General features: G+C 60.4%; 27 protein-coding genes and 1 tRNA gene. 15 read left to right on the forward strand and 13 right to left on the reverse strand.

What is annotated here, in order from left to right; translation table 11 throughout:
• Positions 1-885 (reverse strand): rhamnan synthesis F family protein (locus GFJ39_RS11410; protein WP_325062926.1); only part of this gene is annotated, 885 nt, incomplete at its 3' end.
• A gap of 179 nt (positions 886-1,064) precedes the next feature.
• Between GFJ39_RS11410 and GFJ39_RS11415 the strand changes: the two genes are divergently transcribed.
• On the forward strand, positions 1,065-1,334 hold the full coding sequence (locus GFJ39_RS11415) for an HU family DNA-binding protein (protein WP_153431453.1): 270 nt from the start codon (positions 1,065-1,067) through the stop codon (positions 1,332-1,334).
• Between the two features lie 74 nt (positions 1,335-1,408).
• On the opposite strand, the gene GFJ39_RS11420 is transcribed toward GFJ39_RS11415, so the two are convergent.
• The 6 genes from GFJ39_RS11420 to GFJ39_RS11445 all read right to left on the reverse strand — a co-directional run bounded on the left by GFJ39_RS11420 (position 1,409) and on the right by GFJ39_RS11445 (position 5,714).
• Complete coding sequence (locus GFJ39_RS11420) at positions 1,409-2,860, reverse strand: glycosyltransferase family 2 protein (protein ID WP_153431454.1); 1,452 nt, start codon at positions 2,858-2,860, stop codon at positions 1,409-1,411.
• A 137-nt stretch (positions 2,861-2,997) separates the two neighbouring features.
• A tRNA-Gln gene (locus tag GFJ39_RS11425) sits at positions 2,998-3,072 on the reverse strand.
• A gap of 71 nt (positions 3,073-3,143) precedes the next feature.
• On the reverse strand, positions 3,144-3,833 hold the full coding sequence (locus GFJ39_RS11430) for a TetR family transcriptional regulator (protein ID WP_153431455.1): 690 nt from the start codon (positions 3,831-3,833) through the stop codon (positions 3,144-3,146).
• Positions 3,834-3,914: 81 nt separating this feature from the next.
• Positions 3,915-4,736 (reverse strand): pyrroline-5-carboxylate reductase, encoded by an 822-nt coding sequence (gene proC / locus GFJ39_RS11435; protein ID WP_325062927.1) that lies wholly within the window; start codon positions 4,734-4,736, stop codon positions 3,915-3,917.
• A gap of 2 nt (positions 4,737-4,738) precedes the next feature.
• Positions 4,739-5,245, reverse strand: coding sequence for a type III secretion system chaperone family protein (locus GFJ39_RS11440; protein ID WP_153431456.1), 507 nt, complete (start codon positions 5,243-5,245; stop codon positions 4,739-4,741).
• A 178-nt stretch (positions 5,246-5,423) separates the two neighbouring features.
• A complete protein-coding gene (locus GFJ39_RS11445; RefSeq protein ID WP_153431457.1) occupies positions 5,424-5,714 on the reverse strand; it encodes an accessory factor UbiK family protein in 291 nt (96 codons plus the stop codon).
• Positions 5,715-5,795: 81 nt separating this feature from the next.
• Here GFJ39_RS11445 and rfaD point away from each other — a divergent pair, with 81 nt between their 5' ends.
• Genes rfaD through pgeF form a run of 3 tightly spaced genes read left to right on the forward strand, consistent with a single transcriptional unit; the run spans position 5,796 to position 8,369 of the window.
• Positions 5,796-6,776 (forward strand): ADP-glyceromanno-heptose 6-epimerase, encoded by a 981-nt coding sequence (gene rfaD, locus GFJ39_RS11450; protein ID WP_153431458.1) that lies wholly within the window; start codon positions 5,796-5,798, stop codon positions 6,774-6,776.
• Positions 6,777-6,787: 11 nt separating this feature from the next.
• The gene (gene lgt / locus GFJ39_RS11455) at positions 6,788-7,609 is read left to right on the forward strand and encodes a prolipoprotein diacylglyceryl transferase (RefSeq protein WP_153431459.1); all 822 of its coding nucleotides are present in this window, start codon (positions 6,788-6,790) and stop codon (positions 7,607-7,609) included.
• Positions 7,602-8,369 carry a peptidoglycan editing factor PgeF gene (pgeF, locus tag GFJ39_RS11460; RefSeq protein WP_153431460.1) on the forward strand — a complete coding sequence of 256 codons (768 nt, stop codon included), beginning with the start codon at positions 7,602-7,604 and terminating at the stop codon, positions 8,367-8,369. Before lgt ends, pgeF begins: the two co-directional genes overlap by 8 nt.
• Here the strand turns inward: pgeF and GFJ39_RS11465 are convergent.
• The 3 genes from GFJ39_RS11465 to GFJ39_RS11470 form a co-directional block, all read right to left on the reverse strand.
• Positions 8,339-9,325 carry an acyltransferase family protein gene (locus GFJ39_RS11465; RefSeq protein WP_325062928.1) on the reverse strand — a complete coding sequence of 329 codons (987 nt, stop codon included), beginning with the start codon at positions 9,323-9,325 and terminating at the stop codon, positions 8,339-8,341. The genes pgeF and GFJ39_RS11465 overlap by 31 nt on opposite strands.
• A gap of 15 nt (positions 9,326-9,340) precedes the next feature.
• Complete coding sequence (locus GFJ39_RS14295; protein WP_228391918.1) at positions 9,341-9,502, reverse strand: hypothetical protein; 162 nt, start codon at positions 9,500-9,502, stop codon at positions 9,341-9,343.
• Between the two features lie 132 nt (positions 9,503-9,634).
• The gene (locus tag GFJ39_RS11470; RefSeq protein WP_153431461.1) at positions 9,635-11,740 is read right to left on the reverse strand and encodes a catalase; all 2,106 of its coding nucleotides are present in this window, start codon (positions 11,738-11,740) and stop codon (positions 9,635-9,637) included.
• 214 nt (positions 11,741-11,954) lie between these two features.
• Here GFJ39_RS11470 and GFJ39_RS11475 point away from each other — a divergent pair, with 214 nt between their 5' ends.
• Positions 11,955-12,830: an SDR family oxidoreductase gene (locus tag GFJ39_RS11475; RefSeq protein WP_153431462.1), complete on the forward strand. Its 876-nt coding sequence runs from the start codon at positions 11,955-11,957 to the stop codon at positions 12,828-12,830.
• A gap of 18 nt (positions 12,831-12,848) precedes the next feature.
• Here GFJ39_RS11475 and GFJ39_RS11480 read toward each other — a convergent pair whose 3' ends face one another.
• Positions 12,849-14,180 carry an MFS transporter gene (locus GFJ39_RS11480; RefSeq protein WP_153431463.1) on the reverse strand — a complete coding sequence of 444 codons (1,332 nt, stop codon included), beginning with the start codon at positions 14,178-14,180 and terminating at the stop codon, positions 12,849-12,851.
• Between the two features lie 186 nt (positions 14,181-14,366).
• Between GFJ39_RS11480 and GFJ39_RS11485 the strand changes: the two genes are divergently transcribed.
• The 7 genes from GFJ39_RS11485 to GFJ39_RS11520 all read left to right on the forward strand — a co-directional run bounded on the left by GFJ39_RS11485 (position 14,367) and on the right by GFJ39_RS11520 (position 19,876).
• A complete protein-coding gene (locus tag GFJ39_RS11485) occupies positions 14,367-15,026 on the forward strand; it encodes a 50S ribosomal protein L25/general stress protein Ctc (protein WP_041111579.1) in 660 nt (219 codons plus the stop codon).
• Positions 15,027-15,029: 3 nt separating this feature from the next.
• A complete protein-coding gene (gene pth / locus GFJ39_RS11490) occupies positions 15,030-15,599 on the forward strand; it encodes an aminoacyl-tRNA hydrolase (protein ID WP_153431464.1) in 570 nt (189 codons plus the stop codon).
• Between the two features lie 303 nt (positions 15,600-15,902).
• On the forward strand, positions 15,903-16,997 hold the full coding sequence (gene ychF, locus GFJ39_RS11500) for a redox-regulated ATPase YchF (RefSeq protein WP_041111581.1): 1,095 nt from the start codon (positions 15,903-15,905) through the stop codon (positions 16,995-16,997).
• Positions 16,990-18,246 (forward strand): glutamate-5-semialdehyde dehydrogenase, encoded by a 1,257-nt coding sequence (locus GFJ39_RS11505; RefSeq protein WP_153431465.1) that lies wholly within the window; start codon positions 16,990-16,992, stop codon positions 18,244-18,246. The genes ychF and GFJ39_RS11505 overlap by 8 nt, the downstream gene beginning before the upstream one ends.
• 32 nt (positions 18,247-18,278) lie before the next feature.
• Positions 18,279-18,866 (forward strand): nicotinate-nucleotide adenylyltransferase, encoded by a 588-nt coding sequence (locus tag GFJ39_RS11510; protein ID WP_153431466.1) that lies wholly within the window; start codon positions 18,279-18,281, stop codon positions 18,864-18,866.
• A gap of 98 nt (positions 18,867-18,964) precedes the next feature.
• Positions 18,965-19,417, forward strand: a complete 453-nt coding sequence (gene rsfS / locus GFJ39_RS11515; RefSeq protein WP_325062932.1) for a ribosome silencing factor — start codon at positions 18,965-18,967, stop codon at positions 19,415-19,417.
• Entirely contained in the window at positions 19,418-19,876 is a 459-nt protein-coding gene (locus GFJ39_RS11520) for a 23S rRNA (pseudouridine(1915)-N(3))-methyltransferase RlmH (protein ID WP_041111584.1), read from the forward strand. It begins immediately after the preceding gene.
• A gap of 20 nt (positions 19,877-19,896) precedes the next feature.
• Here GFJ39_RS11520 and GFJ39_RS11525 read toward each other — a convergent pair whose 3' ends face one another.
• Together GFJ39_RS11525 and GFJ39_RS11530 are read right to left on the reverse strand one after the other, a co-directional pair.
• Positions 19,897-20,613 carry a CHAP domain-containing protein gene (locus GFJ39_RS11525; RefSeq protein ID WP_325062929.1) on the reverse strand — a complete coding sequence of 239 codons (717 nt, stop codon included), beginning with the start codon at positions 20,611-20,613 and terminating at the stop codon, positions 19,897-19,899.
• A gap of 172 nt (positions 20,614-20,785) precedes the next feature.
• A complete protein-coding gene (locus GFJ39_RS11530; RefSeq protein ID WP_011252711.1) occupies positions 20,786-21,136 on the reverse strand; it encodes a RidA family protein in 351 nt (116 codons plus the stop codon).
• A 163-nt stretch (positions 21,137-21,299) separates the two neighbouring features.
• Here GFJ39_RS11530 and GFJ39_RS11535 point away from each other — a divergent pair, with 163 nt between their 5' ends.
• From GFJ39_RS11535 to GFJ39_RS11545, 3 genes are read left to right on the forward strand one after another with little or no spacing between them, the layout of a single operon-like run.
• Complete coding sequence (locus tag GFJ39_RS11535; RefSeq protein ID WP_325062930.1) at positions 21,300-21,950, forward strand: MBL fold metallo-hydrolase; 651 nt, start codon at positions 21,300-21,302, stop codon at positions 21,948-21,950.
• 16 nt (positions 21,951-21,966) lie between these two features.
• On the forward strand, positions 21,967-22,443 hold the full coding sequence (locus GFJ39_RS11540; protein ID WP_011252713.1) for a DUF192 domain-containing protein: 477 nt from the start codon (positions 21,967-21,969) through the stop codon (positions 22,441-22,443).
• 7 nt (positions 22,444-22,450) lie between these two features.
• Entirely contained in the window at positions 22,451-23,419 is a 969-nt protein-coding gene (locus GFJ39_RS11545; protein WP_325062931.1) for an SDR family NAD(P)-dependent oxidoreductase, read from the forward strand.
• Positions 23,420-23,469 lie beyond the last annotated feature (50 nt).

The raw sequence follows: 23,469 nt of genomic DNA on the forward strand, positions 1-23,469 counted from the left end.
GCCGAGGAGCAGGGCTATAAGGGCGTGCCGCCGGTCTTCGCTGGCCAGGGCCTGGATCAGTCTGGCCCGGAAGCCCGCGCGTTTGGAGCGGTCGCGGGGTGGTGTGGCGGCAAGATACCGGGCGATCCAGTCGGGGTTGAAGAAGGTGGGATCGGGGATTTCCTGCCGCCACAGATGGGTGGAGGCGATTCCGCTCGGGTTGTCCCGCAGGAGTTCGGTCTTGATGAATGGGGCGTGGCCCGATCGCAGGACGGCGCGCCAGTCCGTGTGCATGGGGTTGAGTGCCAGAAGACGGGCGAGACCGCGGGGGTTGCTCCAGGCGGCTCCGCAAGACAGTCCGGCCGCCTTGATGGCCAGGCCGAGACCAAGTTCGCCGTGCAGGACGATCTCGTCCTTGCTCATGTCGCTGAAGGGCTGGTTGAAGATCCGTCGGACTGCCGGATGATTCAGGGCCTCGCGGGTCATGCACAGGAACCAGGATTGCAGATGGGGCACCACGGCTTCCGAGCGGACCATGCCCCAGATCTGAAGGTTCTGCGCCCGCATGCGCTCCATGATGGGATTGAGCGGGAGGAGCGGGCCGAAGACGCTGTCATTGGCGAACAGGATTTCGTCTGCGTCCCTGTCGCAGTCATGGGAGAGCAGGAATTGCCAGGCCCCGAAGTCCAGCCCGGTATTGGGGCGGGCGTGGACGGTTGCTGAGACCGGAGATGTGCCGCTTGCGAGGTCATCGTGCAGCGATTGGGCTTCTGTTTCCGACAGGCCGGAGGCGGCGATGTGGATCGTGAAGCCGCAGGACGCGATCTGGCTGAGCAGATGGCGTGTGTGAGGGGGAAGCCCCGCTTCTGTACTGTAATATGCGAACAGGCAGACAGGGGCTGGCACGGATCATCCTGTTGAAGAAAGAAACGTTAAATTCATGATATATGGTTGTTTCTAGGGCGATTCTATAGGAAACACTATGGCATTCTGAGGTGGTAGACAATCCGCCCTTCAGTTCGCATTAGCGGCATTTCTGTACCGGCAAGATGCGATCTGCACTGAGTAAATCCGGAGTTTTATTCATGAGCAAAGCTTTTCTTGCCGCAGTTCTGCAGGATTCCATGAACTGCACAGGGGTTGTTGCCCAGCGGGCGGTCAATGACATGATTGACGCCATTATTGAGGAACTGCGGGAGGAAGGTGGTTTTACGCTGCCGTCTTTCGGGACGTTCACGGTCTGTGAAACCAAAGCGCGGCAGGCCGTCAATCCACGGACCGGAGAGGCTGTTGAGGTTTCAGCGGGGCGGACCGTCAGGTTCAAGGCCAGTCCCGGACTGAAGCAGCTTGTCTGAAGGATTGTGAGCGCTCTGACAGGGGAACTGTCGGGAGCGCCCGGTGTAACGCGCTTGTGGCTGCCCAAGGGGGGTCAGATAATGGACATGATCTGGGGTCCGAGAAGCGATTTCAGATTCATCCTGTCATTACTTTCGAGCGTGGATGATTTCAGTAAGAACTCTTCATACGGAAAAGATCCTGCAGAATTGAGTATGTAATATATCAGGTCGGAGGCCGGTCCCTCGATGTCTCCAACGAATGTCAGCTCAGAGACCTTTTCTCCGAAGTAAAACTTTTCCCAGTCTGAAGCCTCTTCCCGTGAGAATTCCACGTTTCCACCATGGTTTACGGGAATGCAGGTCAGGTATTTTTGGGTTTTCGGAGATTTTATGAAGATGGAACCATCCGATTCATTGGAAGCGAATTCAAATTCATAGCAGTAGTTACTTTGGGCTGAGTGGCTGATGTGGAATCGAACATTTGAGGAATACACAAAAGGATTCCGGAAAATCCAGATTTTGTTGCTGTCGTAGGGGATGGCCGCCAGAATGCGCTCAAATCCCTCTCCCTGAAAGAGATGTCCATCAATGTTGTTCAGGGAAAGATATTCGCCATGAATGCTCTTGAGATGGAAGACATCCACTTTTCTGTGAGGAGTCAGGTTGTTTTCCGTGTTTTCCAGAGCGTTTCCTTTCTCAAGGAAATTCTTCATCGAATACTGGAAAATTGATTTCTTGATAGTGTTGTAGACGGTATTTGCCGCATTGATGCGTGCCCGATCCTGGGGATCATAGACATCATTACGATCAAAATGAGACCAGTAGACCGTACTGTTCGACAGATCGGATCCCAGGCGCCTTTTGATGCGATCGATGAAATGCTCCATGGAGCGGCAGATATAATGATTGATTCTGGCGCCTTCCCACAGGATGTTTTTCGTGGCTCCGGGACGCCATTCTACGGGCTGGCCGGCAGCGTCCGCGTAATTCCCGTAGGACAGGTTAAACTTATGAGGGTTTTCATACACGAAGCTGACAGCTTCCGGTCTTACGAAGCTTTTTACGAGCGTGTTGTCATTCAGTTCGGGAGTCGATCTGTGGTTGAAGACCTGGTAGGTCGGGACCTTGTCTTTCAGGACTCTGCTGGAACTTCCGTATATGCACCAGCTTAGGGCAATTCCCGTATCGTCTTTACTGAATTTGTCCAGAAATCCGTTTATGTCCTGGGTGCCGTCGATGCTGACATATTCGTCACCATCCAGCATGGCGATCCACTCATAGTGATCGATGGACTTCTTGATGGCATCAAAATAGCTGTCGCGTTGTCTGTAGTAAAAATTGCCTTCAAGCATGGAAGTCCTGCAAACCTCCACGTTGTAAATTCCTTCGCAGGATTTGGCTATTTCATAGGTCCCGTCAGTAGAATGGTCGTCATATACAAATATTTTATCGAACCCGAGAGAAATATGCCATGATAACCATGCCATGATGTCATGGGCTTCGTCTTTAACGAAAAGCACTATTGCAGATTTTTCTTTTTTCACGACGAAGACCCTGATTGATGTCGGAAGTATGTCCTTCCAGATTACATCCTTGATCGAGATTAGCCAAATCGGTTGACAGGCATTGTCCTGAAACGTGCCGTACCCGTTGCGGGGAGTATTTTCCGGTTTTTGGAGGTTGGCTGGGGTGGGAGGATTCGAACCTCCGCATGGCGGAATCAAAATCCGCTGCCTTACCGCTTGGCTACACCCCAAATGATGCGCCCTTCAGAGCGCATGCTTTCGGCCTTCTAATCTGAACCGGCGGCCTTCGTAAAGTGCGAAGTCAGGATTCCAGTTCAAGATCGTGATCGGGCAGGCCGGTATTGTTCAGGGCCTCGTCCATTTTGCGCCGGGCGGAAGGCTTGAGAATCCCGTAACGCTCGGCGCGGTCCAGGGCGGTATCCAGGGCTGCCATGGTGGCTGCGAGGTCGGGGCTTTCGTCCTTTTCCCAGGCCCGCATGGCGTGCGCCCAGACCGCGGCCAGGGCATTGATGCGCATCACGCCGCCAAAGCCCGTGCAGTCGATCCCTGCGGCTTCCGCGAGCCATTTCATGGAATCAAGGGTGGTGCCGGCCAGAAAAGCCGCCAGAGCCGGGTCGTAAGGCACGGCTTGGAGGACTGCGCGCACGCCTTCGCGATATTCCTGGAAGATATCGAAGCGGCGCATGATCAGGTCGAAGAGATATTCGCGCAGCGTTCCGCCGTCACCGTCGTCACGCAGGGCGCTGGCATCGGCAAGGCGCCCGAGCTGGAGCAGCAGCAGCGCCTTGACGGGATAGCGCCTGCGGACGGTTTCGATGGGAAGACCGGCTTCGCGGGCGGCGTCCACAAGGGAAAAGCGGTGCCATCCCTCGTTTCCGGCGAGCGACAGGGCGGACTGGAGAAGGGCGGCGTCGAAGGCTTCCTGCGCCATGTCCGGCGGACCGCTCAGCGCCATGTCGTCGGATTCAAAGGGGTCCTGCCGTCCGTCCATACGGGTCTCCTGTCGAAAGCTTCTGGTTTCATGGTGGGAGCATTGCGGTCTGCCGACAAGCTCTCTCCCATAAAGAAACCGTCAGCCTGCGAGTTCGTCGGCCCGTTTTGTCGCAGCGTCAATAGCTTTTGGAACAGTCTCTGGCCAGGCGTCGGATTTCATGAGGACGGCCAGGGCTGCTGCTGTGGTGCCATTGGGGCTGGTGACGGCTTTGCGCAGGTCCTCGGCGCTGTCGGGCAGGTCATCGAGCATGCGCCCGGCGCCGTAGATCGTTCCACGCGCCAGCCGGCGGGCGATGGTCGGGGACAGACCATGCTGTTGCCCGGCTTTTTCCAGAAGCTCCGCCAGCAGGAAGACATAGGCGGGGCCGGAGCCGGAGACGGCCGTGACGACGGACAGATCGGCTTCCTTCTCCACCGGCACGACATCTCCGACGGCAAACAGCAGATCGTGACAGATGGATTTCTGCTCCGGCGTGGCGGAGGGCGAGGCGTAGAGGCCACTGATCCCGGCACCCACGGCGGAAGGCGTATTGGGCATGGCGCGCAGGACCGGAATGTCCGCGCCGGCCAGCCGGGCCGCGTCCGAAAGGGCGGCGCAGGTGCGGCCGGCCATGACGGAGAGAATGGCGGCGTTGCTCATGCGGGGGCCAAGCGCCTTGCCGATCGCGTCGATCATGATTTCGGCAGCGGCCGGCTTGACGGCAAGAACGATGATGTCGGGCCTGAAACCGGCTGGGATTTCGGCGGCGGTACGGACGACGGTGACGGCGTCGTCCGAGCCGGTTCGGTGTCGGTCAAGAACGACGAGCCGGGGCGGTGTGGGGGAGGCGAGCCAGCCGTCAAACAGCGCGCCTCCCATTTTTCCGCACCCTGCAAGAAGAACCGAAGGGACGGATGGCACGGTCAGGCGTCTCCTGCGCAGTCGAGCATTGCGGCGTCTATGGCATCCTGCGGCGATTTCCCGCCCCATAGTGCAAACTGGAACGCCGGATAGAACCGCTCGCATTCGGACATGGCGATGTCCACCAGGTCTTCCATGCTTTCACCGGGAAGGGTCTGCACGCCACGCAGCAGCAGCGTATGTCGGTAAGAAGGGGTGCCGGTGTCGGGATCGACGGCGAAATGGCCGATCCAGAGGCGGTTATTGGCCAGGGAAACGAGTTCATGAATGGCCGGACGGCGCTTGGCGGGCGAGCGCAGGTCCAGGATGCAGTTGAGATGCAGGGCCGAGAGTTCGTCGGACCATGTGAAATACAGCGAATAGTCGCACCACTGTCCGGGGGCCTGGGCGGCCATTTCGGATGGGCCGAGGCGTTCGAACTCCCATTCATAGAGGCTCATGACCTGTTCCATCAGGTCGAGCGGATGGGATTCTGTTTCCGTGGTGAGTGAGGTGCTCAGGGCAGGCATGGCGGGTCTCCCAAGGCCGTGGAGCCTGGCACCGGCCTGGCGCCGGTGCGGCGCTCCAGATGTCTGCGGCCGGAAGAGGAAAATCCCCTCCCGACATCAATCACGTTATGGACCCTTTGCGCGGTGTGCAAGCATTACGCGTTGCAAAAGTCACACCGGCCCTGATGACTGTTGCAGATCAGCCCTGCGGACCGCCCTTCTCTTCGGTTGCGAGTTCCTCGACAGCGGAGAGGCGCGATTCGATTTCGGTCAGACGCTGCTCGGTGGCCTCCTGTGCCATGCGCGCGCGGGTTGCCATTTCCTGTACGGCGTCGAATTCGTCACGGCGGACGAGATCAAGGCTGTTGAGGATTTCGTCCACGCGGGTGCGGACGATGGCGTGAAGCTCTTCGCGGGCGCCGGTCACGGCGGAAAAGGCGTTGCCGGCAAGGCCTGCGAGGTCGTCGAAAAAGCGGGGTCTGTCAGCCATGATGAAATTCCTGCTGTTCTGCGGCGTGTCATGTCGGGCGCGTCGCTTGGATCGTTATCGGGGACAGACTATACAGGAAGGATGATTATCGTCACCGGCGGGGCCGGATTCATTGGTTCGTGTCTTCATGCAGCCCTGCGTCGCCGGGGCCTGCGGACGGTTGTGGTTGACCGCCTCAGGGACGGGGTGAAATGGCGGAATCTGGCCTCCCATGCGCCGGACCGCATCATCACGCCTGACGCGCTTGAGGGTTTCCTCGCATCGGAGCCGGATGTCGAAGCCGTGTTCCATATGGGGGCGATCAGCGCCACCACGGCGCGGGATGGCGATCTGGTCTGGTCGTGCAATGTGGATATGTCACAAACACTGTGGCGGTGGTGTGCGGCGCGTGGCGTGCGGATGATTTACGCCTCCTCGGCCGCGACCTATGGTGCCGCGGACCGGCCGGAGATGTTCCGTGACGGGCTGGAGAATATCGACGAGCTGCATCCGCTGAACCTGTATGGCTGGTCCAAGCAGGCGTTCGATCTGTGGGTGAAGCGGGAAATCGACTCCGGTGCGCCGGTGCCGCCGCAATGGGCCGGGCTCAAGTTCTTCAATGTTTACGGGCCGAACGAGTATCATAAGGGGGCGATGATCTCTGTGGTGAAGGTCAAGTATGACGAGGTTGTACAGGGCCATGCGGCACAGCTGTTTCGCTCGGATGTGCCCGGTCTGGCCGACGGGCAGCAGAAGCGGGACTTCATCTGGGTTGGGGACGTGGTGAACGTCATGCTGTGGCTGTTCGACCATCCCGAGGTCAGCGGTCTGTTCAACTGCGGAACCGGCGTGGCGCGGAGCTATCTCGATCTGGCACACGCCGTCTGCGATGCGACGAAGCGGGCGCGGGATGTCGAATTTGTTGACATGCCCGAGAAATTGCGCGGGCAATACCAGTCCTTCACATGCGCGGATATGAGCCGCCTTCGCGCTGCGGGATATGATGCGCCGTTTACGTCTCTTGAAGACGGAATCGGGCAGTATGTGCGCGAGTATCTCTCCCAGCCTCACCCCAATCTCTGAGAGCCGCTGTCTTGAGCCATCCCCTGATCTTTCCAAATTTTGACCCGGTTGCTTTCCATGTCGGTCCGCTGGCGGTGCGTTGGTATGCGCTTGCTTACATGGTGTCGTTCATCATCGCGCTGCCGATCGCCAAGCGGCTGAACCGCCTGGCGCCGGAAGTGGCGACGAAAGAACAGGTCGATGACTTCCTGTTCTACGCCATTCTTGGTGTGCTTCTGGGGGGGCGGCTGGGTTACGTCCTGTTCTACCGGCCGATGGATTATCTTTCGCATCCGCTCGAAATCTTCAAGACCTGGGATGGCGGGATGTCGTTCCATGGCGGGGCGCTGGGCGTCATTCTGGCGCTGGTCTATTTTAGCTGGAAGAACCGTCTGAGCTTTCTGGCTTTCGCGGACCGGATCGTGCCGGTTGTGCCGATCGGGCTTGGGCTGGGGCGCTGTGCGAATTTCGTGAACGGGGAACTGTGGGGGCGTCCGGCCTCTCCGGATCTGCCCTGGGCGATGATCTTCCCGACGGGCGGGCCGATTCCGCGGCATCCTTCCGAATTGTATGAAGCCCTGACCGAAGGTGTGCTGCTGCTGTGCGTGATGCTGTTTGCCGCCAGCCGTCCACAGGTTCGCGAGCGGTTCGGGTTCCTCTCGGGACTGTTCCTCTTTGGCTATGCCTGTGCCCGGAGCTTCTGCGAGTTCTTCCGGCAGCCGGATGCGAATATCGGGTTCCTCTCGGGTGGGACGACGATGGGGCAGTTGCTGTGTATTCCGATGGCGTTCGCGGGAATGGGGCTCATGGTTTATGCGATGCGCCGCCCGGCTCAGGTGTCGGCGCATGTCTGAGGCTGTGCTGACGGGATCGGTTCTCAAGGTTCCGCACGGGTTTTTCACGCGGCTTGGGGGCGTCTCGCCAGCACCGTATGACAGTCTGAACTGTTCGCTGTCCTCGCAGGATGATCCGGCAAATGTGGCGGAGAACCGGGCCCGGGTGGCGCGGGCGATCGGGGTTGCACCGGATCATCTGCTGGGTCTGAAGCAGACGCATAGTGACATCACTGTCCCGGTGACGGCTGAAACGCTGCTCTGGGTGGCCGGGACCGGGCAGGAAGGTGACGCGCTGGTGACGGACCGTCCGGAAATTGGAGTGGGTGTGATTACGGCGGATTGCGGTCCCGTGCTGCTGTCGTCCGAGGACGGGCGGATTGTTGGCGCGGCGCATGCGGGCTGGCGCGGAGCTGTAGGCGGGATTCTGGAATCCGTGGTCGCGCAGATGGTGGCGCTGGGTGCGACGGGGATCAGCGCCGTTGTCGGGCCGTGCATTGCGCCGGAGAGCTATGAGGTCGGCCCGGATATGCGGGATGCTGTTCTGGCCAAGGGCGCAGCGGCTGAGCCTTTCTTCCGTTCAGCGTCGCGTGAGGGGCATTTCCTGTTCGATCTGCCGGGCTATTGTGGTTTCCGGCTGGAACAGGCTGGCGTCCGGACCGTGCAGATCCTTGGTGTGGATACGCTGACGGACCCACGGTTTTTCAGCCATCGGCGACGGACGCTCGCAGGTGGCGGACATATCGGCCATCAGATCTCGGCGATCCGTCCTGTCGGGTGAGGGCGGCGCAGGCCGGATTTTTCGAGCAGCCAGCGATCGGCGGGGCGTGAGAGAAAGCGGTCCACGAGGGCGCCAAGGCAGAAGGACAGGCCAAGGGTCGGGATGAGCCAGACCCAGCCGAGCGTCCAGTTTTCTCCGCTGGCTCTGAAAAGATGAACCATCGGCATGATGACGAACATATGGCTGAGATAGATTTCATAGCTCAGCCGACCCCACTGGCGGGGCCATGCCAGAAGCCGGCTTCCGGCGGCCTTGCCCCAGCCGTTGTAGAAAGCGAGAAGCAGGGCGGCGCATGAGGCTGTGAAGAACAGTGATGTGGCGTAGCCGAGGGTCAGCCATACGGCATGGCCGTCGATCAGATAGAGACCGATGCCGAGACTTCCGGCCCAGCCGAGCCGGGGCGTGAGTTTTGCAAAGAGGGGTGGGCTCATCCGGTGCGCCAGAAGGGCTGCGCAGACGCCGATGGCGATTGCGGAGAGACCCGGTCCGTAGGCTTCATCCTGCCAGATGTCCCGTGCGTTCCGGATCTGCCATTCCGCGAAAGGGCTGGACAGGGCGAGGAGCGCGAAAACGAGGCCAGGCAGTTTGGGAACGAGTCCGCCCAGCAGGCAGAGGATCGGGAAGGCCGCATAGAACAGTTCCTCGACCGAGAGGGACCACAGTACGTCCCAGTTGGGGGGAAGATAGTTCGTCCGGGCTTCGTAGAGGTTCAGATGCATGAACAGCGCTGCGAAGATGGCGCCGGGCAGGGTCTGGTTTTCGTGATGGAAAAGGAAATCGGGCACGCCTGCGAGGTTGAGAGCCGCGAGAATCCCGAGCAGGACCAGCAGGCATGGCAGGATGCGGCAGGCCCGGCGCGCTGAAAAGGCAATGGCGTTGATGCCGCCCAGACTGCCCCATCGGCGCAGTGTGTGATCGGTGATGAGGAAGCCTGAAATAACGAAGAAGATCTTCACGCCCTTGCCGCCATCTCAGGTCAGGGCCTTCAGCAGCATCGCTGGAAAGACGGCGGAAAGGCCGGTGTGCATCAGGGGGATGCGCAGGGCGAGGTGATGGATGACGACGAGGATGATGGATAATCCTCTGAGCAGGTCGATCCCCGGATTGCGCTGTGCGCCTGTCGTTGTCTGCACCCTGAAATCCCATCCTGCAAAAGCAGAACGCTTCTGTAATGGAAGTCAGGCATGATTCCGTTCGGAATATGGCGTGGGGAGGGACAGATACAAAATAAAGGGCCGGAGAATGTCTCCGGCCCTTGTTCTGTCTCAAACAGCGTGGGTTCTGGCTTCGCGGTCCCAGAAGCGCAGTTTGCGGCACAGGGTGATGAAGGTCTTGAGGTCGGCGGGGGTCTCAAGCGGGATGATGCCGTTATCCATGTCTTCGGGCGTGATGCCACCCTTGGCGAGAAGGGGCCTGGCGTCCGGGCCGTAGCCGATGAACTTCGCATGGGCGAAGGCGTCGGCCACGAAGTCCCGTGCGGTGGCTTCGCCGGTTAAGAGCTTTGCCCCTGCTGCGGACGGGAGCAGCACAACCGCATCATACAGGACCGAGGGGGCGCCAACGATCTTCTGGCCGGCCGGAACAAGCTTGCCATCCGTCGTTTTCACGCCGCCGACCGCCGGGGCGACCAGTTCGACGATCGTACCTTCGGCTTCCGCAGCCTTCATCAGGGCAGCGAGCAGGTCCGCATCCGTGCCATCGGTGACGAGCACGCCCAGTTTGCGTCCCTTGAACGTCTTCGGACCGTTTTTGAGGATGCTGAGCGGGTTCGAAGCCGGCAGATCCGTCAGCGGCGTGCGGGCCGCCGGGGCAGGAACTGGCATCTTTTCCAGACGCAGACCTTCAGCCACGCTCTTGGCGAGCTTTTCATCGACGTTCAGCAGATGGGCGACGACGCGGGCACGGATGGCCGGTGTGAGGCACTTGCTGAGTTCGAAGACGAAGGCGTTCTTGATATGCGTCTGCTCGGTCGGAGTCTGGCTGGTGTAGAACTGACGGGCCTGACTATAGTGGTCGGCGAACAGTTCGCCGCGCTCACGGGTCTTCCGGCCGTTTACTTCCTCGGCATAGGGCTTGTAGCCGGTCTGCGGGTTTTCGCGCGGCCCCATGCCCCAGGAATTGGGTTCGTAGTTCGCACGTCCCTTCGGGTTGTGCATGGCCATGTGGCCATCCTGCTGGAAGTTATGGAACGGGCATTTCGGCGCGTTTATGGGGATATGCGTGAAGTTCGGACCGCCGAGGCGCTTGGTCTGGGTGTCCAGATACGAGAAGTTCCGGCCCTGCAGCAGCGGATCGTTGGTGAAGGCGATGCCCGGCACGACGTTCTGGGTGCAGAACGCGACCTGCTCGGTTTCAGCGAAGAAGTTGTCCACCGTGCGGTTCAGCACGAGGCGACCGATGCGACGGACCGGGACGAGTTCTTCGGGGATCAGCTTGGTGGCGTCCAGAATGTCGAAGTCGAACTTGTCGGCAAACGCATCATCGAAGAGCTGTACGCCGAGTTCCCATTCCGGGAAATCGCCGGAATTGATGGATTCCCACAGGTCGCGACGGTGGAAGTCCGGATCGGCGCCGTTGATCTTGACGGCTTCGTTCCACACGACGGACTGCAAACCCTGTTTCGGCTTCCAGTGGAACTTCACATAAGTGGATTTGCCCTCGGCGTTGACGAGGCGGAAGGTGTGAATGCCGAAGCCTTCCATGAAGCGGAAAGAACGCGGAATGGCGCGGTCGGACATGATCCACATGAGCATGTGGACGGTCTCGGGGGAGAGGGATGCGAAGTCCCAGAAATTGTCATGGGCGGACTGGGCCTGCGGAAAGCCGCTGTCCGGCTCTTCCTTCACGGCATGCACCATGTCCGGGAACTTGATGGCGTCCTGAATGAAGAAGACGGGCATGTTGTTGCCCACAAGGTCCCAGTTGCCCTCTTCGGTATAGAGCTTCACGGCGAAACCGCGCACGTCACGGGCCAGATCGAACGAGCCACGGCCACCGGCGACGGTCGAGAAGCGGACGAAGGCGGGAACGCGCTTGCCGATTTTGCCCAGCACACTGGCCGTCGTGTAATCGGCCAGGGAGTCTGTCAGTTCGAAAAAGCCATGCGCGCCGTAGCCGCGGGCGTGGACGACGCGCTCGGGGATGCGCTCGTGATCGAAGTGGAAGATCTTCTCGCGGAAATGGAAGTCTTCCAGAAGGGCAGGCCCGCGGGCACCGGCTTTCTCGGTGTTCTGATCGTCGGAGACGGGGACGCCCTGCTGGGTCGTAAGGGTCGGGGTCTCGCCTGACGCCACCTGATGGGTGGCGCCCTGCGGACCACGTTCGAAAGTCTGGTCGCCGATGGTGACGGTCTTGCGTTTGTGCGTGCTCATGAAATGCGCCTCTGCCTGTAGGCCCGTAAAAAATACGGGGCTTCGGGAAGTCTGGATGAGGAAGCTGCCTTTCCCATCGGAAAGGCCGTGTTCCTTAGAAGGCGTTGTCAGGGGCAAGTGTTCCTGAAATAAATCCGGGAAATTTTCTGAACCTGTCCGGAAGACGGGCCGTTAAACAGACGAACTCTGTCCATGACGACACAGGAGTGTTTCCATGCCTGCTGATCCTCGCACCCGCTATCCGCGTCCGCCATTCCGGGGCCAGACGCAGAAATTTCCGGGTCTTTCGGAAAAGATGATTCCCCGGCCCGATTACGGGGAAGAAACCTATAAGGGTTCCGGAAAGCTCGCGGGGCTCGCGGCCCTCATCACGGGGGGTGATTCGGGGATCGGACGGGCTGTCGCGCTGGCATTTGCGCGTGAAGGGGCGGCTGTCGCGATTTCGTATCTGGAAACGGAGGCGGATGATGCGCGCGATATCGGAGGACAGATCAAGGCCGAGGGGCGGAACTGTCTGCTCCTGCCCGGAGACATCCGTGATGGCGCGCATTGTCGTGAGATGATCAGCAGGACCGTCGAGACGTTCGGCCGGCTTGATATTCTGGTGAACAATGCCGCCTTCCAGAAGGCGCGTGCCAAGCTGGAAGAGATTTCCGATGAGGAATGGAAGCGCCATTTCTCCACCAATACGGATGCGCTGTTCCATCTGACGAAGGCGGCTCTGCCGCATCTTCAGGCCGGGGCGTCCATTATCAACACGTCTTCGGTCAATCTGAAGACGGCGCCGGAACTGCTGGTGCCGTATTCCATGACGAAGGCGGCGATTGCGAACTTCACGTCCAGCATGGCGCAGCAGCTCGCCGGCCGGGGGATCCGGGTCAATGCCGTGATGCCGGGCCCGATCTGGACGCCGTTCATTGCAACCGGCATGCCCGAGGAAGAGCAGGAGCATCTGGGTTCGGATGTGCCGCTGGGCCGTCCGGGACAGCCGGCCGAGCTGGCCGGGGCCTATGTCTATTTTGCCGATCCGCTGAACAGCTACACCACGGGCGCGCTTCTGGCGGTCAATGGTGGGGTGCCGATGATCTGAAGGCTCGCCCCTGAGGGTTCAGGAGCGTGCGAACGCCTGCTCGTCATCGAGCGGGCGTTTTTCCGTTCTGGGCCCGAAGACGAGCGTGACGGTGGCGCCTGACAGCAGGGTCAGGGTCGTGAGGCCGAAGACGCCGGGGAAACCGGCAAGCGGGTACAGCCAGCCGATCAGGACGGGCGATGCGATGGCGCTCAGACGCGCGATGGCAGAGGCCAGACCCATGCCGCGGGCCCGCAGGGACGTCGGAAAGAGCTCGGGTGTGTAGGCGTAGATGCCGCCGAAGGTGCCGTTCATGAAAAAGGACAGCAGGATGCCGAAAAGCAGGACTTCGGTGGGCGTCTGGCTGGCGGCCATGCCGATGGCGCTGATCGCCCCGGCGACCATGAACAGCGCCACCGTTCCGCGCCGTCCCAGACGATCTGTGAGGAAAGCGGCGGAGGCATAGCCGGGAAGCTGCGCGAAATAGATCGAGATGGCGTAGCCGAAGCTGCGGGTAACGGTCATGCCACGTTCGATCATCAGGGTCGGGATCCAGGTGAAGAACGCGTAGAAGCTGAAGGTGATGGCCAGCCACATGGCCCAGCTCATGAAGGTGGAGCGGCGCAGGTTGGGGGCGAAGAGATCCCGGACCGAACGGATGCTCGGGGCGCCACGGTCGGTCGTGGTGGTGAGGCCGACGGCGAGGCCCGCGCTTTCCTCGATGTCGCCGACGATGCGGCAGGCTTCGGCCGTCTGGCCGCGCTCGTCGAGCCAGCGGGGGGATTCGGGCAGGGCGCGGCGCCACCACAGAAGCATCAGGACCGGAAAACCCGTGAGCGCCAGGGCCCAGCGCCAGCCATCCGCCATGGCGGGCACGAGCATGAACCCCATGATGGCGGCGGTGACATAGCCAAAGGAATAGAATCCCGTGAGGGCAGCCGTGAATGCGCCGCGATAGCGGGCGGCGACGAATTCGCTGAGATAGGGCGCGATGATGGTGGCTTCCGCACCCGCGCCGATTCCGGAGAGGAGGCGGCACAGGAAAAAGCCCGCAAACGAGGAGGACCCGGCGGAAAGCAGGGAGCCGATGGCGTAGATGGCCAGGGCGCTCATCATGACGCGGCGGCGGCCGGAGCGGTCTCCCCACCAGCCGGAGAGCAGGGCGCCCAGCCCGTAGCCGAGATAGGTGGCGCTTCCCAGCAGGCCCAGCGCCGGGCCGCTCAGATGCCACTGGCTTTTCAGCATCGGCAGCGCGAAGGCCACGATGGCGGAATCGAGGCCGTCGAACGTGTAGCCGAGGCCGCCGAGGAACAGGAGTTTGCAGTGAAAGCGGGTAAAGGGCAGGCGTTCGATGCGGGCGGCAATGCTCATCGGGTGGGGGATCTGCCGGAAACTGTGGAAATGGAACGCAAGCGTAGCGGCCCGCAGACGGGCTGGTCCAGAGGGGTGGAGTCCGAAAAATGGTTGTGCCGGTGGCGGTTTTCCGCTACTCCGCGCCTCGCACAGGCACCCCTGGAGGTCTGTGTTGAGTGAAATTCAATACGCAGGAGCGTAACAGTGGCTAATTTGACGACACTTGCTGTCTCGACGCGTGCGAAGGCTGGTAAGGGGGCAGCGCGCGCAACGAGACGTGAGGGCCTCGTGCCGGCCGTGATCTACGGTGGCAAGCAGGAACCCTCCATCATCGCACTTGATCCGCGCGTGATCATGAAGGAACTGCATCGCGGTGGCTGGTCCTCCCGCGTGTACAACCTCGCTGCCGAAGGCGCGGAGCCGGTTGCAGCCCTGATCCGTGACGTGCAGCTGCACCCGGTCACCGATGCCCCGATCCATGTTGACTTCCAGCGCGTTGCTGCCGGCACCAAGGTGCACGTTGAAGTCTCCATCGCTTTCGTTGGCGAAGAGAAGTCCCCGGGTATCAAGCGCGGTGGCGTTCTGAACGTCGTCCGTCACTATGTGGACGTGCAGGCTGATCCGGCCAACATTCCGGAGCACTTCACGGCCGAGCTGAGCGGTCTGGATATCCACGACAACGTGCGCTGGACGGACCTCAAGGGCACTGAAGGCGTTGTTCTGGGAAGCGGCCAGGCTGCTGACATGGTCATCGCCTCCATCGCTGCACCGACGATCGATGCCGAAATGGAAGCCGAAGCTGCTGCCAAGGCTGCTGCTGAAGCCGAAGCCGCTGCTGCAAAGCCCGGCGCAAAGAAGAAGTAATCGATGAGGCTCTGGACCGGTCTCGGCAACCCCGAGCCGGGGATGAGCCGTCATCGACACAATATCGGCTTCATGGCGGTCGACGAGATCGCCAGGCGCCACGGTTTCTCGCCGTGGCGCAAGCGTTTCCGGGGGGAGACCTCCGAAGGCGTCATCGGGGGGCAGAAGATCCTGCTCCTCAAGCCGATGACGTATATGAACCTGTCAGGCGACAGCGTTCAGCAGGCCGCGCAGTTCTTCAGGATTGCGCAGGATGATATTACCGTCTTCCACGACGAACTTGATCTTGCCTTCGGCAAGCTGCGCATCAAGCGTGGCGGTGGTGCCGCCGGGCATAATGGTCTGCGCTCCATGGATAAATTTCTGCCGGGGCCGGATTACTGGCGCGTGCGGATGGGGATCGGTCATCCGGGGCACAAGGACCGTGTGACCGGGCATGTGCTGGGGAACTTCGCGAAGGCGGAAGAGCCGGAGCTGGAGCGCTGGCTTGAGGCCATCGCCGATGCGGCGCCCCTTCTGGCGAAGAAGGAACACGAAGCTTTCATGACGAAGGTCGCCCTGCTGGCTGCCTGACGGTACTGCGGCTGAAATGGCCGCTCAGGGGGGCTGATATGACGGCGCGGTTGTGACGGCTGTTCCCCAATTCGATCCTGTGATTCATCCTCCGGTCCTGTTCAAGCATTTCGTCCAGACGCAGGAAGCGGGCTATGTGCGATTACGCAAGGCGCTTTTGGCGGGAATCGCGGGCTGAAAAGCCTGTTTCGCGGCGGGAAGTGGTTGTGAGCCTCTCCGGTTTCTGCGAACACAGGACAACGGAATTTTCTGGAACGGGTCGTTCGCGTCCGAGCGGTCTTTTAATGATGATGGAGAGCACGAATGGGTTTCAATTGCGGCATCGTCGGTCTGCCCAATGTTGGCAAGTCCACGCTGTTCAATGCCCTGACGGAAACGGCGGCGGCACAGGCTGCGAATTACCCGTTCTGCACCATCGAGCCGAATACGGGCCGTGTGGCTGTGCCGGACCCACGACTGGATGAACTGGCGCGGATCGGCAAGTCCATCCGTAAGGTTCCGACGAGCCTTGAATTCGTGGACATCGCCGGTCTGGTGCGTGGTGCGTCCAAGGGTGAAGGGCTGGGCAACCAGTTCCTGGCCAATATCCGTGAAGTCGATGCCATTGTGCATGTTCTGCGCTGCTTCGAAGACGACGACATCACCCATGTTGAAGGTGGGGTCGATCCGGTCCGGGATGCGGACATCATCGAAACGGAGCTGATGCTGGCGGATCTGGAGAGCCTTGAGAAGCGTCAGGTCGGTCTGCAGAAGCGGGCCCGTGGCAATGATCGTGAAGCGCAGGCTCAGCTTGAACTGATGGAGCCGCTGCTGGCAGCGCTGCGTGATGGCAAGCCGGCCCGGACGGCTGTTCCGAAGGGGCAGGAAGCAGAGGCTTCCCGTCTTCAGCTTCTGACGACGAAGCCGGTTCTGTATGTCTGCAATGTCGAGGAAGGTTCTGCCGCGACCGGAAACGCCTTTTCGGAAGCCGTGCGCAAGCGGGCCGAGGCCGAGGGTGCGGGCGTTGTCGTGGTGTCGGCCGCCATCGAGGCGGAAGTCAGCCAGCTGCCGCAGGAAGACCGGACGGAGTTTCTTGAAGGGCTGGGCCTGACGGATAGCGGGCTGGATCGTGTGATTGCGGCTGGCTACAAGCTGCTGGGTCTGCGGACATATTTCACGGTCGGACCGAAGGAATCCCGCGCCTGGACGATCACGGCCGGGACCAAGGCACCGCAGGCCGCCGCCGTCATTCATAACGATTTCGAGCGCGGGTTCATTGCCTGCGAAACCGTGGCGTTCGATGATTACGTCGCCTGTAATGGCGAGGCCGGGGCCAAGGAAGCCGGGAAGCTGCGGATCGAAGGCAAGGAATATGTGGTGCAGGATGGCGACGTCCTGCTGTTCCGGTTCAATGTCTGAGGCAGGGCACATTCTGGACGGTCTGGCGGAGCATGCTCGCCGGGCCAGCCGGAGTCTGGCGCGGGCGAGCGCGGAAACCCGCAATCATGCCCTGTCCGAAGCTGCGAAAGCGCTGAGGGACCGCTCTGACGAGATCGTGGCCGCCAACCAGAAGGATCTGGCATCGCTGTCCGAAGACCGGAATGCGGCGTTCCGGGACCGTCTGACGCTGACGCCGGAGCGGATCGAGGCGATGGCGCGTGGTCTGGAAGACGTGGCACGTCTGCCGGATCCGGTCGGGCGTGTTCTGGCGGAATGGGACAGGCCGAACGGGCTGCATTTCCGCCGGGTGGCGACGCCGCTTGGCGTGATCGGCATGATCTATGAAAGCCGTCCCAATGTTGGGGCTGATGCCGCCGCGCTGTGCATCAAGTCCGGCAATGCGGTGATTTTGCGTGGTGGAGGCGAAAGCCTGCATTCAGCGCGCGCCATTCAGGCGGCGATGGAAGACGGATTGCGGGCTGCCGGTCTGGATGAGGCCTGTGTACAGATCCTGCCGTCTGCCGACCGGTCTCTGGTCGGGGCGATGTTGCAGGCTTCGGGAAAAATTGACCTGATTATTCCGCGTGGCGGCAAGTCTCTTGTGGAGCGCGTGCAGCGCGAGGCTCGGGTTCCGGTTCTGGCGCATGCGGATGGCCTGAATCACACCTATATCCATGCGAGTGCAGATCCGGCCATGGCCCGGAAAGTGCTACTGGATGCGAAGATGCGGCGTACAGGGATCTGCGGTGCGACGGAGACGCTGCTGATCGATGCGGCGATTGCACCGACGCTGTTGCCGCTGCTGGTTGAAGATCTGGCCGCGAAGGGATGTACGTTCCGGGCAGATGACCGGGCGCGTGTGATCGTGCCGACGCTTGAAGTGGCCTCGGTTGATGATTTTAGCACAGAATGGCTGGATTCGGTGCTTTCGGTTGCGGTGGTGGACGGGGTTGAGGGCGCTCTGGATCACATCGCGCGGCATGGAAGTTCGCATACCGAAGCCATTATCGCAGAAGATCCTGAGGCCGCGGCGGAGTTCCTCAACGGGACGGACAGTGCGGTTGTGATGTGGAATGCGTCCACGCAGTTCTGTGACGGTGGGGAGTTCGGATTCGGTGCGGAAATCGGCATTGCGACAGGGCGGATGCATGCCCGGGGGCCGGTGGGGCTCGAGCAGTTGACATGCTACCGGTACGAAGTGATCGGCACCGGGCAGGTGCGGGGCTGATCAGTATCCCGACGTCTGGCGATGGCCGGAATATGCGGATCGGTCTGCTGGGCGGCTCTTTCAATCCGGCGCATGCGGGTCATCTCATGCTGGCGCGGCGGGCCTTGCGGGCTTTGCGTCTGGATCAGGTGTGGCTCATGGTCTCACCGGGAAATCCGCTCAAGCCGGGCAAGGGCATGGCGCCGTTCAGGGTGCGTCTGGCCTCGGCGGAGCGGATCGCGGATGGGCGGCGAATCGTTGCGACTGACATCGAATCCCGATTGGGGCAGCGTTTCACCGTCAAAACCGTGGCATTGCTGAAGCAGCGATTTCCGCATGTCCGTTTTGTGTGGCTGATGGGGGCGGATGGTCTGGCGCAACTCCCGCGCTGGAAGCGCTGGCGGCGGTTGGCTGCGATGGTTCCCATCGCTGTTGCTCCGCGTCCGGGGAGTGTTTCGCCAGCCCTGCGGGGGGCCGCGGCCTCTGTTTTGCGGCATCAGAGACGGCCTTCGCGGGAATCTCCCGTGTTTGCGGAGCGAAAAAGCAACGCATGGACGTTCCTTTCTGCGCCGCAGAACGATATATCGGCTACAGCGTTGCGTGAGTCCGGCCAGTTTCGTCCGGATTCCGATCAGGAGTAAAAACCATCACCAAGACGACCTCTCCCGAATCGCAGGCCAAAAAGCCTGTGCGCCGGAAAACCAGCTCCCCCGATGCGGCACTGGCCGAGGCTGCCAAGGTGCCGGGAACGGCTCGCAAGAAGGCCGCAGTTGCCGGACCGAAGAAAACGGCCGTCAAGCGCGAAGCCGTGCAGCCGGATCTTCTGACCAGCATGCTGACGGTCATCACCACGAGTCTGGACGAAGACAAGGGTGAAGACATCGTTGTGCTGGACCTGGTCGGCCGCGCGAATTTTGCTGATCGCATGGTTATTGCGACCGGTCTTGCCGACCGCCAGATTTCCGCGATGGCGCATCACATCGAGAAGAAGCTCAATGAGATCGGCATCAAGCGCATTCTGATCGAAGGCGCGAATGGCAGCGACTGGGTCCTGATCGATGCCGGCGATGTTGTTGTGCATCTCTTCAAGCCGGAAAGCCGCGAGCTTTACGGGCTTGAGCGCATGTGGGGCACTGATCTGGATGGCAGCGAAGACGAAGTTGCTGTCGGGCAGGACGAAGAGCACGACTGAATGAAACTGGTCGCAATCGGCCGGCTCAAAGCCGGGCCGGAGCGCGAACTGTTCGAGCGTTATGCGGGCCGGATCAGGCCCGCTTTGACGGTGACGGAACTCGCGCCGTCAAAAGGCAGCGTCCAGGAGCAGAAGCGCAAGGATGCTGCGGCTCTTCTGGGGGCCTGTCCTGACAATGCCCTGATCGTGGCGCTGGATGAAGGTGGCAAGACACCGGACAGTCTGCGGCTGGCGGAGATGCTGTCCCGCTGGCAGGAATCAGGGCGCCCCATTCATTTTCTGATCGGTGGTGCGGAGGGGCTGGATTCAAGCGTGATCCAGCGGGCCGATTCCGTGATTTCTCTGGGGAAGCTGACCTGGCCGCATATGCTGGTCAGGGTTCTGATCGCCGAGCAGGTCTTCCGGGCTCAGGCCATCAATACCGGTCATCCCTATCACAGGGAATCGCGACCGGACTGAAGCCCGGTCGGCAGGTTTTATCAGCGAATCGAACGGTCGGGAGCGTCCGAAGTGAAGGCATCGTCCGGAGCTTCGGCGACTTCGGTGCTGTTCATCGGATGGCTCAGAGCGTCAGAGCCGTTCAGGACGGCGCGGTGACGGAAACCTGAGACATTCGAAGCGCGTGCCATCACGACATGCGGGGCCGGGTTGCGATCGCCATTGTCGGAATGGGGATAGATGAAACCGTAGGTCGGATAGATGCTGCCAAGGCGGCCGCTGCGATCGTTGAGAGCGACGCGGACCGCGCTCCAGTCATTGTTGGGCGAAACGTCAACGACGCGCACGTTATGGGCGATGCCGTTGGAAGCCCAGTGGGACTGGTCGATATAGATTGTGCGGCTGTCTTCCACCGAACGGACCACGGCGACATGGCCGAGCGGCATACGGCGGATGGCCCGGAAATTCAGGACCGAACCGGCCTGCGGCGCGGATCCGCGGGCATAAACGCCAGCGGCATTGTACCACCAGTCACGCGCATTGCCGTGCAGAACGACTTCTGAAGCCGTCTTGGCGTAGGCGACGCACTGAATGACGTGAGCATAAGAATGGCGATGGCTGCTGGAGCGGTGGCTGTGAAAGACGGTCCGCCCGTGGTGACCCGAACTGTGACGGGCCTGAGCCTGTCCCGAAAAGAATGCGATCGCGGAGAGCGCCAGAGCAGAGAAAAAGGTTTTCCGGCAACTTTTATGCTTCACGACCTTTAGGATCCTGACTGGTTGTGTGTTGTTCGGGTCACAGGGAGGTAACAACCTTCCTGCAACCCTGACAAGAGCAGAATGCAGGCCTGTGTGTTAAATTTTCATTTCCAAAGAAAATCTTTTTGACACCACACTCTGCTGCATTCTCGCCATAATCGTCCGATTCAGATCATTTCGTTGTCGTGAGCATGATTTCCACGAGAATCTTCGGGTCCGCCATGACGGCCTGAACGCAGGCGCGGGCAGGGGCCATGTTTTCCGGAAGCCATGCGGACCAGACCGTGTTGAGGGCGGTACGGTCTGCGATGTCCTTCACCCAGATCTGGGCCTGAAGGATGCGGGTTTTGTCGGTGCCGTGCACCTCAAGAATTTCGTCGAGCTGGTCGAGAACGCTCTTGGTCTGTTCTTCGATTCCCTTGGACAGATCCGCTGCGACAACGCCCTGCGTGAAAATGAAGCCGTGATATTCGACGGCCTTGGAAAGAATGGCGTTGGGTTCTGTGCGGATGATGCGGCTCATGATGATACCTCGTATGATGGGAAAAGATGGAGAGTGACCTTCCTGTGAAAAGGGGTCAATGATCCGTGGTGGCTGGTGTCGGGGTGGATGCTGTGTCTGACTTGTCGCGCGGGGGCTGACGCTGTATCGCCACATCAGAACGGACCGTCTGGAAGGGGGAGCTGTGACTCCTTTGTATGCGAAGCGGGTGCCGGTAACGCCTTTGCGGCAGAACTGCACCATTCTCTCGAATGATGAGGGTCGCGCCGTTGTGGTGGATCCCGGCGGAGATGTCGGAGACATTCTTCAGCATCTGGACGGGATGACCGTTGAGGCCATTCTTCTGACGCATGGTCATCTGGATCATGCCGGCGGCGCTTCTGCCCTGAAAAGAGATCTTGAAAAACAGCAGGGTCAGCCGGTTCCGGTTCTGGGGCCGGACAGGCAGGATGAGTTCCTGCTTCAGAGCATCACCAGGCAGGCGGCTGCTTTCGGAATTCCGGGCATGGAGAATGTTGCGCCGGATCGCTTTGTGGAAGGCGGAGAAGTCCTGCATCTTCTGGGGCAGGATCTTCATGTCGCGCATGTTCCTGGCCATACGCCGGGGCATGTCGTCTTTGTGGATCATGACAACCGGCGTGTGCTGGCTGGCGATACGCTGTTCCGGGGGACTGTCGGCCGGACGGATTTTGCGTATGGCGATTCACAGGCGCTTGTCGACGGTATTCGCAGACATCTTCTGACGCTGCCTGATGATACGGTGGTTCTGTGTGGGCATGGGATGCCGACGACCATCGGAGAAGAGCGCCGGACCAATCCGTTCCTGATTTCCTGAACCTGAAAGTCATATCATGCGAGTTTTATGCTGTGCGCTGGTGGCGGCGCTTGGAATGAGTGCTGGCGTTGCGAAGGCGGAGGAGCCGATCACGCAGGCGCAGGCCCGTCTGCCAACCGCGCCTCTGACCATTACGACGCGCGATGGTCAGAAGCATGAGTTTACGGTGGAACTGGCCAAGACCTATCGTCAGCAGGAAGTGGGCGAGATGTTCCGCAAGCATCTGCCTGAGAACGAGGGGATGCTGTTCATGTGGGCAACGCCTCAGGTCTCGGACATGTGGATGCGTAATACGCTTGTGCCGCTGGACATCGTGTTCATTGATTCAACGAACCATATCCATGCGATTGCGGAAAACGCTGTCCCTCTGAGCGAGGCGATCCTGCGGAGTGATGGTGTGGTTGCCAATACGCTTGAACTGGCAGGGGGCGTTACGGCGAAGCTGGGGATCCGGGTGGGCGATGCTGTTACCAGTTCCGCGCTGAAGCACTGATGGTCCTGTGAAGGTTCTGGTTACCGGGGTTGCCGGGTTTATAGGGTTTCATGTTGCACAGGCCCTTCTGAAGCAGGGCATGGAGGTCGTAGGCGTCGATACTCTCAATGCCTATTATGATCCGGCCCTCAAAGCCGCCCGACTGGAGCAGCTTGAGCCTTATCCGGGGTTCAGCTTTCTGAAAATGGACCTGGCCAGTCCTGCAGCCATGCAGGGCCTGGTCGCGCAGCACGCTGATCTGGAAGGTGTCATCCATCTTGCGGCCCAGGCCGGGGTCCGGCACTCGATGGTCGATCCCTATTCCTATGTGACGTCCAACGTCATGGGGCAAGTTGCTCTTCTGGAAGCTTGCCGTCATCTGAAAAAGCTGACGCATGTTGTGTATGCGTCCTCCTCCTCCGTTTATGGCCGCAATCATAGTGTTCCTTTCAGGGAGACGGATCGGGTTGAGCGGCCCAGTTCCGTATATGCCGTAACCAAGCGTGCTGCCGAACTGATGTCTGAGTCCTACGCGTATCTGCACGGTATTCCGCAGACGGGGCTCCGGTTTTTTACGGTGTATGGTCCCTGGGGAAGGCCCGATATGGCGTATTACGGGTTCGCGAAAGCAATTTCGGAAGGGCGCCCCGTGACCCTTTATGAAGGAAAGCACCTTTCCCGCGATTTCACTTATATCGATGACATCGTCAGAGGTGTGCAGCAGGTTCTGGAAAGGCCGCCAGAAGCCGGAATGTCACGGGTGCTTAATCTGGGAGGGGATAAGCCGGAAAGGGTGACCCGCATGATTGAACTGCTTGAGCAGAATCTGGGGAGGAAAGCTTCCGTGGAGCGACGTCCCAGACCGGTGGCGGATATGGAGTCGACCTGGGCCTCTTTGGAAAATGTCAGGGAATTCTGCGGTTGGAAGCCGGTCGTATCCTTTGAAGAAGGGATGAAAGAATTCTGTCTGTGGTTCAGAAAGTTCCACGGGATCTGATTTTTTCACAAAAATGCAATTTTCCTGTTGACCCCCTTCTGAGGTGGTCC

The organism is Gluconobacter aidae, assembly GCF_009547075.1.
In the GTDB taxonomy this organism is placed as follows: Bacteria; Pseudomonadota; Alphaproteobacteria; order Acetobacterales; family Acetobacteraceae; genus Gluconobacter; species Gluconobacter aidae.

Bases quoted from the DNA above. Each gene is read 5' to 3' on its own strand.
- GFJ39_RS11415 (WP_153431453.1), top strand. From the start codon at position 1,065: ATGAGCAAAGCTTTTCTTGCCGCAGTTCTGCAGGATTCCATGAACTGC.
- GFJ39_RS11430 (WP_153431455.1), bottom strand. From the start codon at position 3,833: ATGGACGGACGGCAGGACCCCTTTGAATCCGACGACATGGCGCTGAGC.
- GFJ39_RS11440 (WP_153431456.1), bottom strand. From the start codon at position 5,245: ATGCCTGCCCTGAGCACCTCACTCACCACGGAAACAGAATCCCATCCG.
- GFJ39_RS11445 (WP_153431457.1), bottom strand. From the start codon at position 5,714: ATGGCTGACAGACCCCGCTTTTTCGACGACCTCGCAGGCCTTGCCGGC.
- rfaD (WP_153431458.1), top strand. From the start codon at position 5,796: ATGATTATCGTCACCGGCGGGGCCGGATTCATTGGTTCGTGTCTTCAT.
- pgeF (WP_153431460.1), top strand. From the start codon at position 7,602: ATGTCTGAGGCTGTGCTGACGGGATCGGTTCTCAAGGTTCCGCACGGG.
- GFJ39_RS11470 (WP_153431461.1), bottom strand. From the start codon at position 11,740: ATGAGCACGCACAAACGCAAGACCGTCACCATCGGCGACCAGACTTTC.
- GFJ39_RS11475 (WP_153431462.1), top strand. From the start codon at position 11,955: ATGCCTGCTGATCCTCGCACCCGCTATCCGCGTCCGCCATTCCGGGGC.
- GFJ39_RS11480 (WP_153431463.1), bottom strand. From the start codon at position 14,180: ATGAGCATTGCCGCCCGCATCGAACGCCTGCCCTTTACCCGCTTTCAC.
- pth (WP_153431464.1), top strand. From the start codon at position 15,030: ATGAGGCTCTGGACCGGTCTCGGCAACCCCGAGCCGGGGATGAGCCGT.
- ychF (WP_041111581.1), top strand. From the start codon at position 15,903: ATGGGTTTCAATTGCGGCATCGTCGGTCTGCCCAATGTTGGCAAGTCC.
- GFJ39_RS11505 (WP_153431465.1), top strand. From the start codon at position 16,990: ATGTCTGAGGCAGGGCACATTCTGGACGGTCTGGCGGAGCATGCTCGC.
- GFJ39_RS11510 (WP_153431466.1), top strand. From the start codon at position 18,279: ATGCGGATCGGTCTGCTGGGCGGCTCTTTCAATCCGGCGCATGCGGGT.
- GFJ39_RS11520 (WP_041111584.1), top strand. From the start codon at position 19,418: ATGAAACTGGTCGCAATCGGCCGGCTCAAAGCCGGGCCGGAGCGCGAA.
- GFJ39_RS11530 (WP_011252711.1), bottom strand. From the start codon at position 21,136: ATGAGCCGCATCATCCGCACAGAACCCAACGCCATTCTTTCCAAGGCC.
- GFJ39_RS11540 (WP_011252713.1), top strand. From the start codon at position 21,967: ATGCGAGTTTTATGCTGTGCGCTGGTGGCGGCGCTTGGAATGAGTGCT.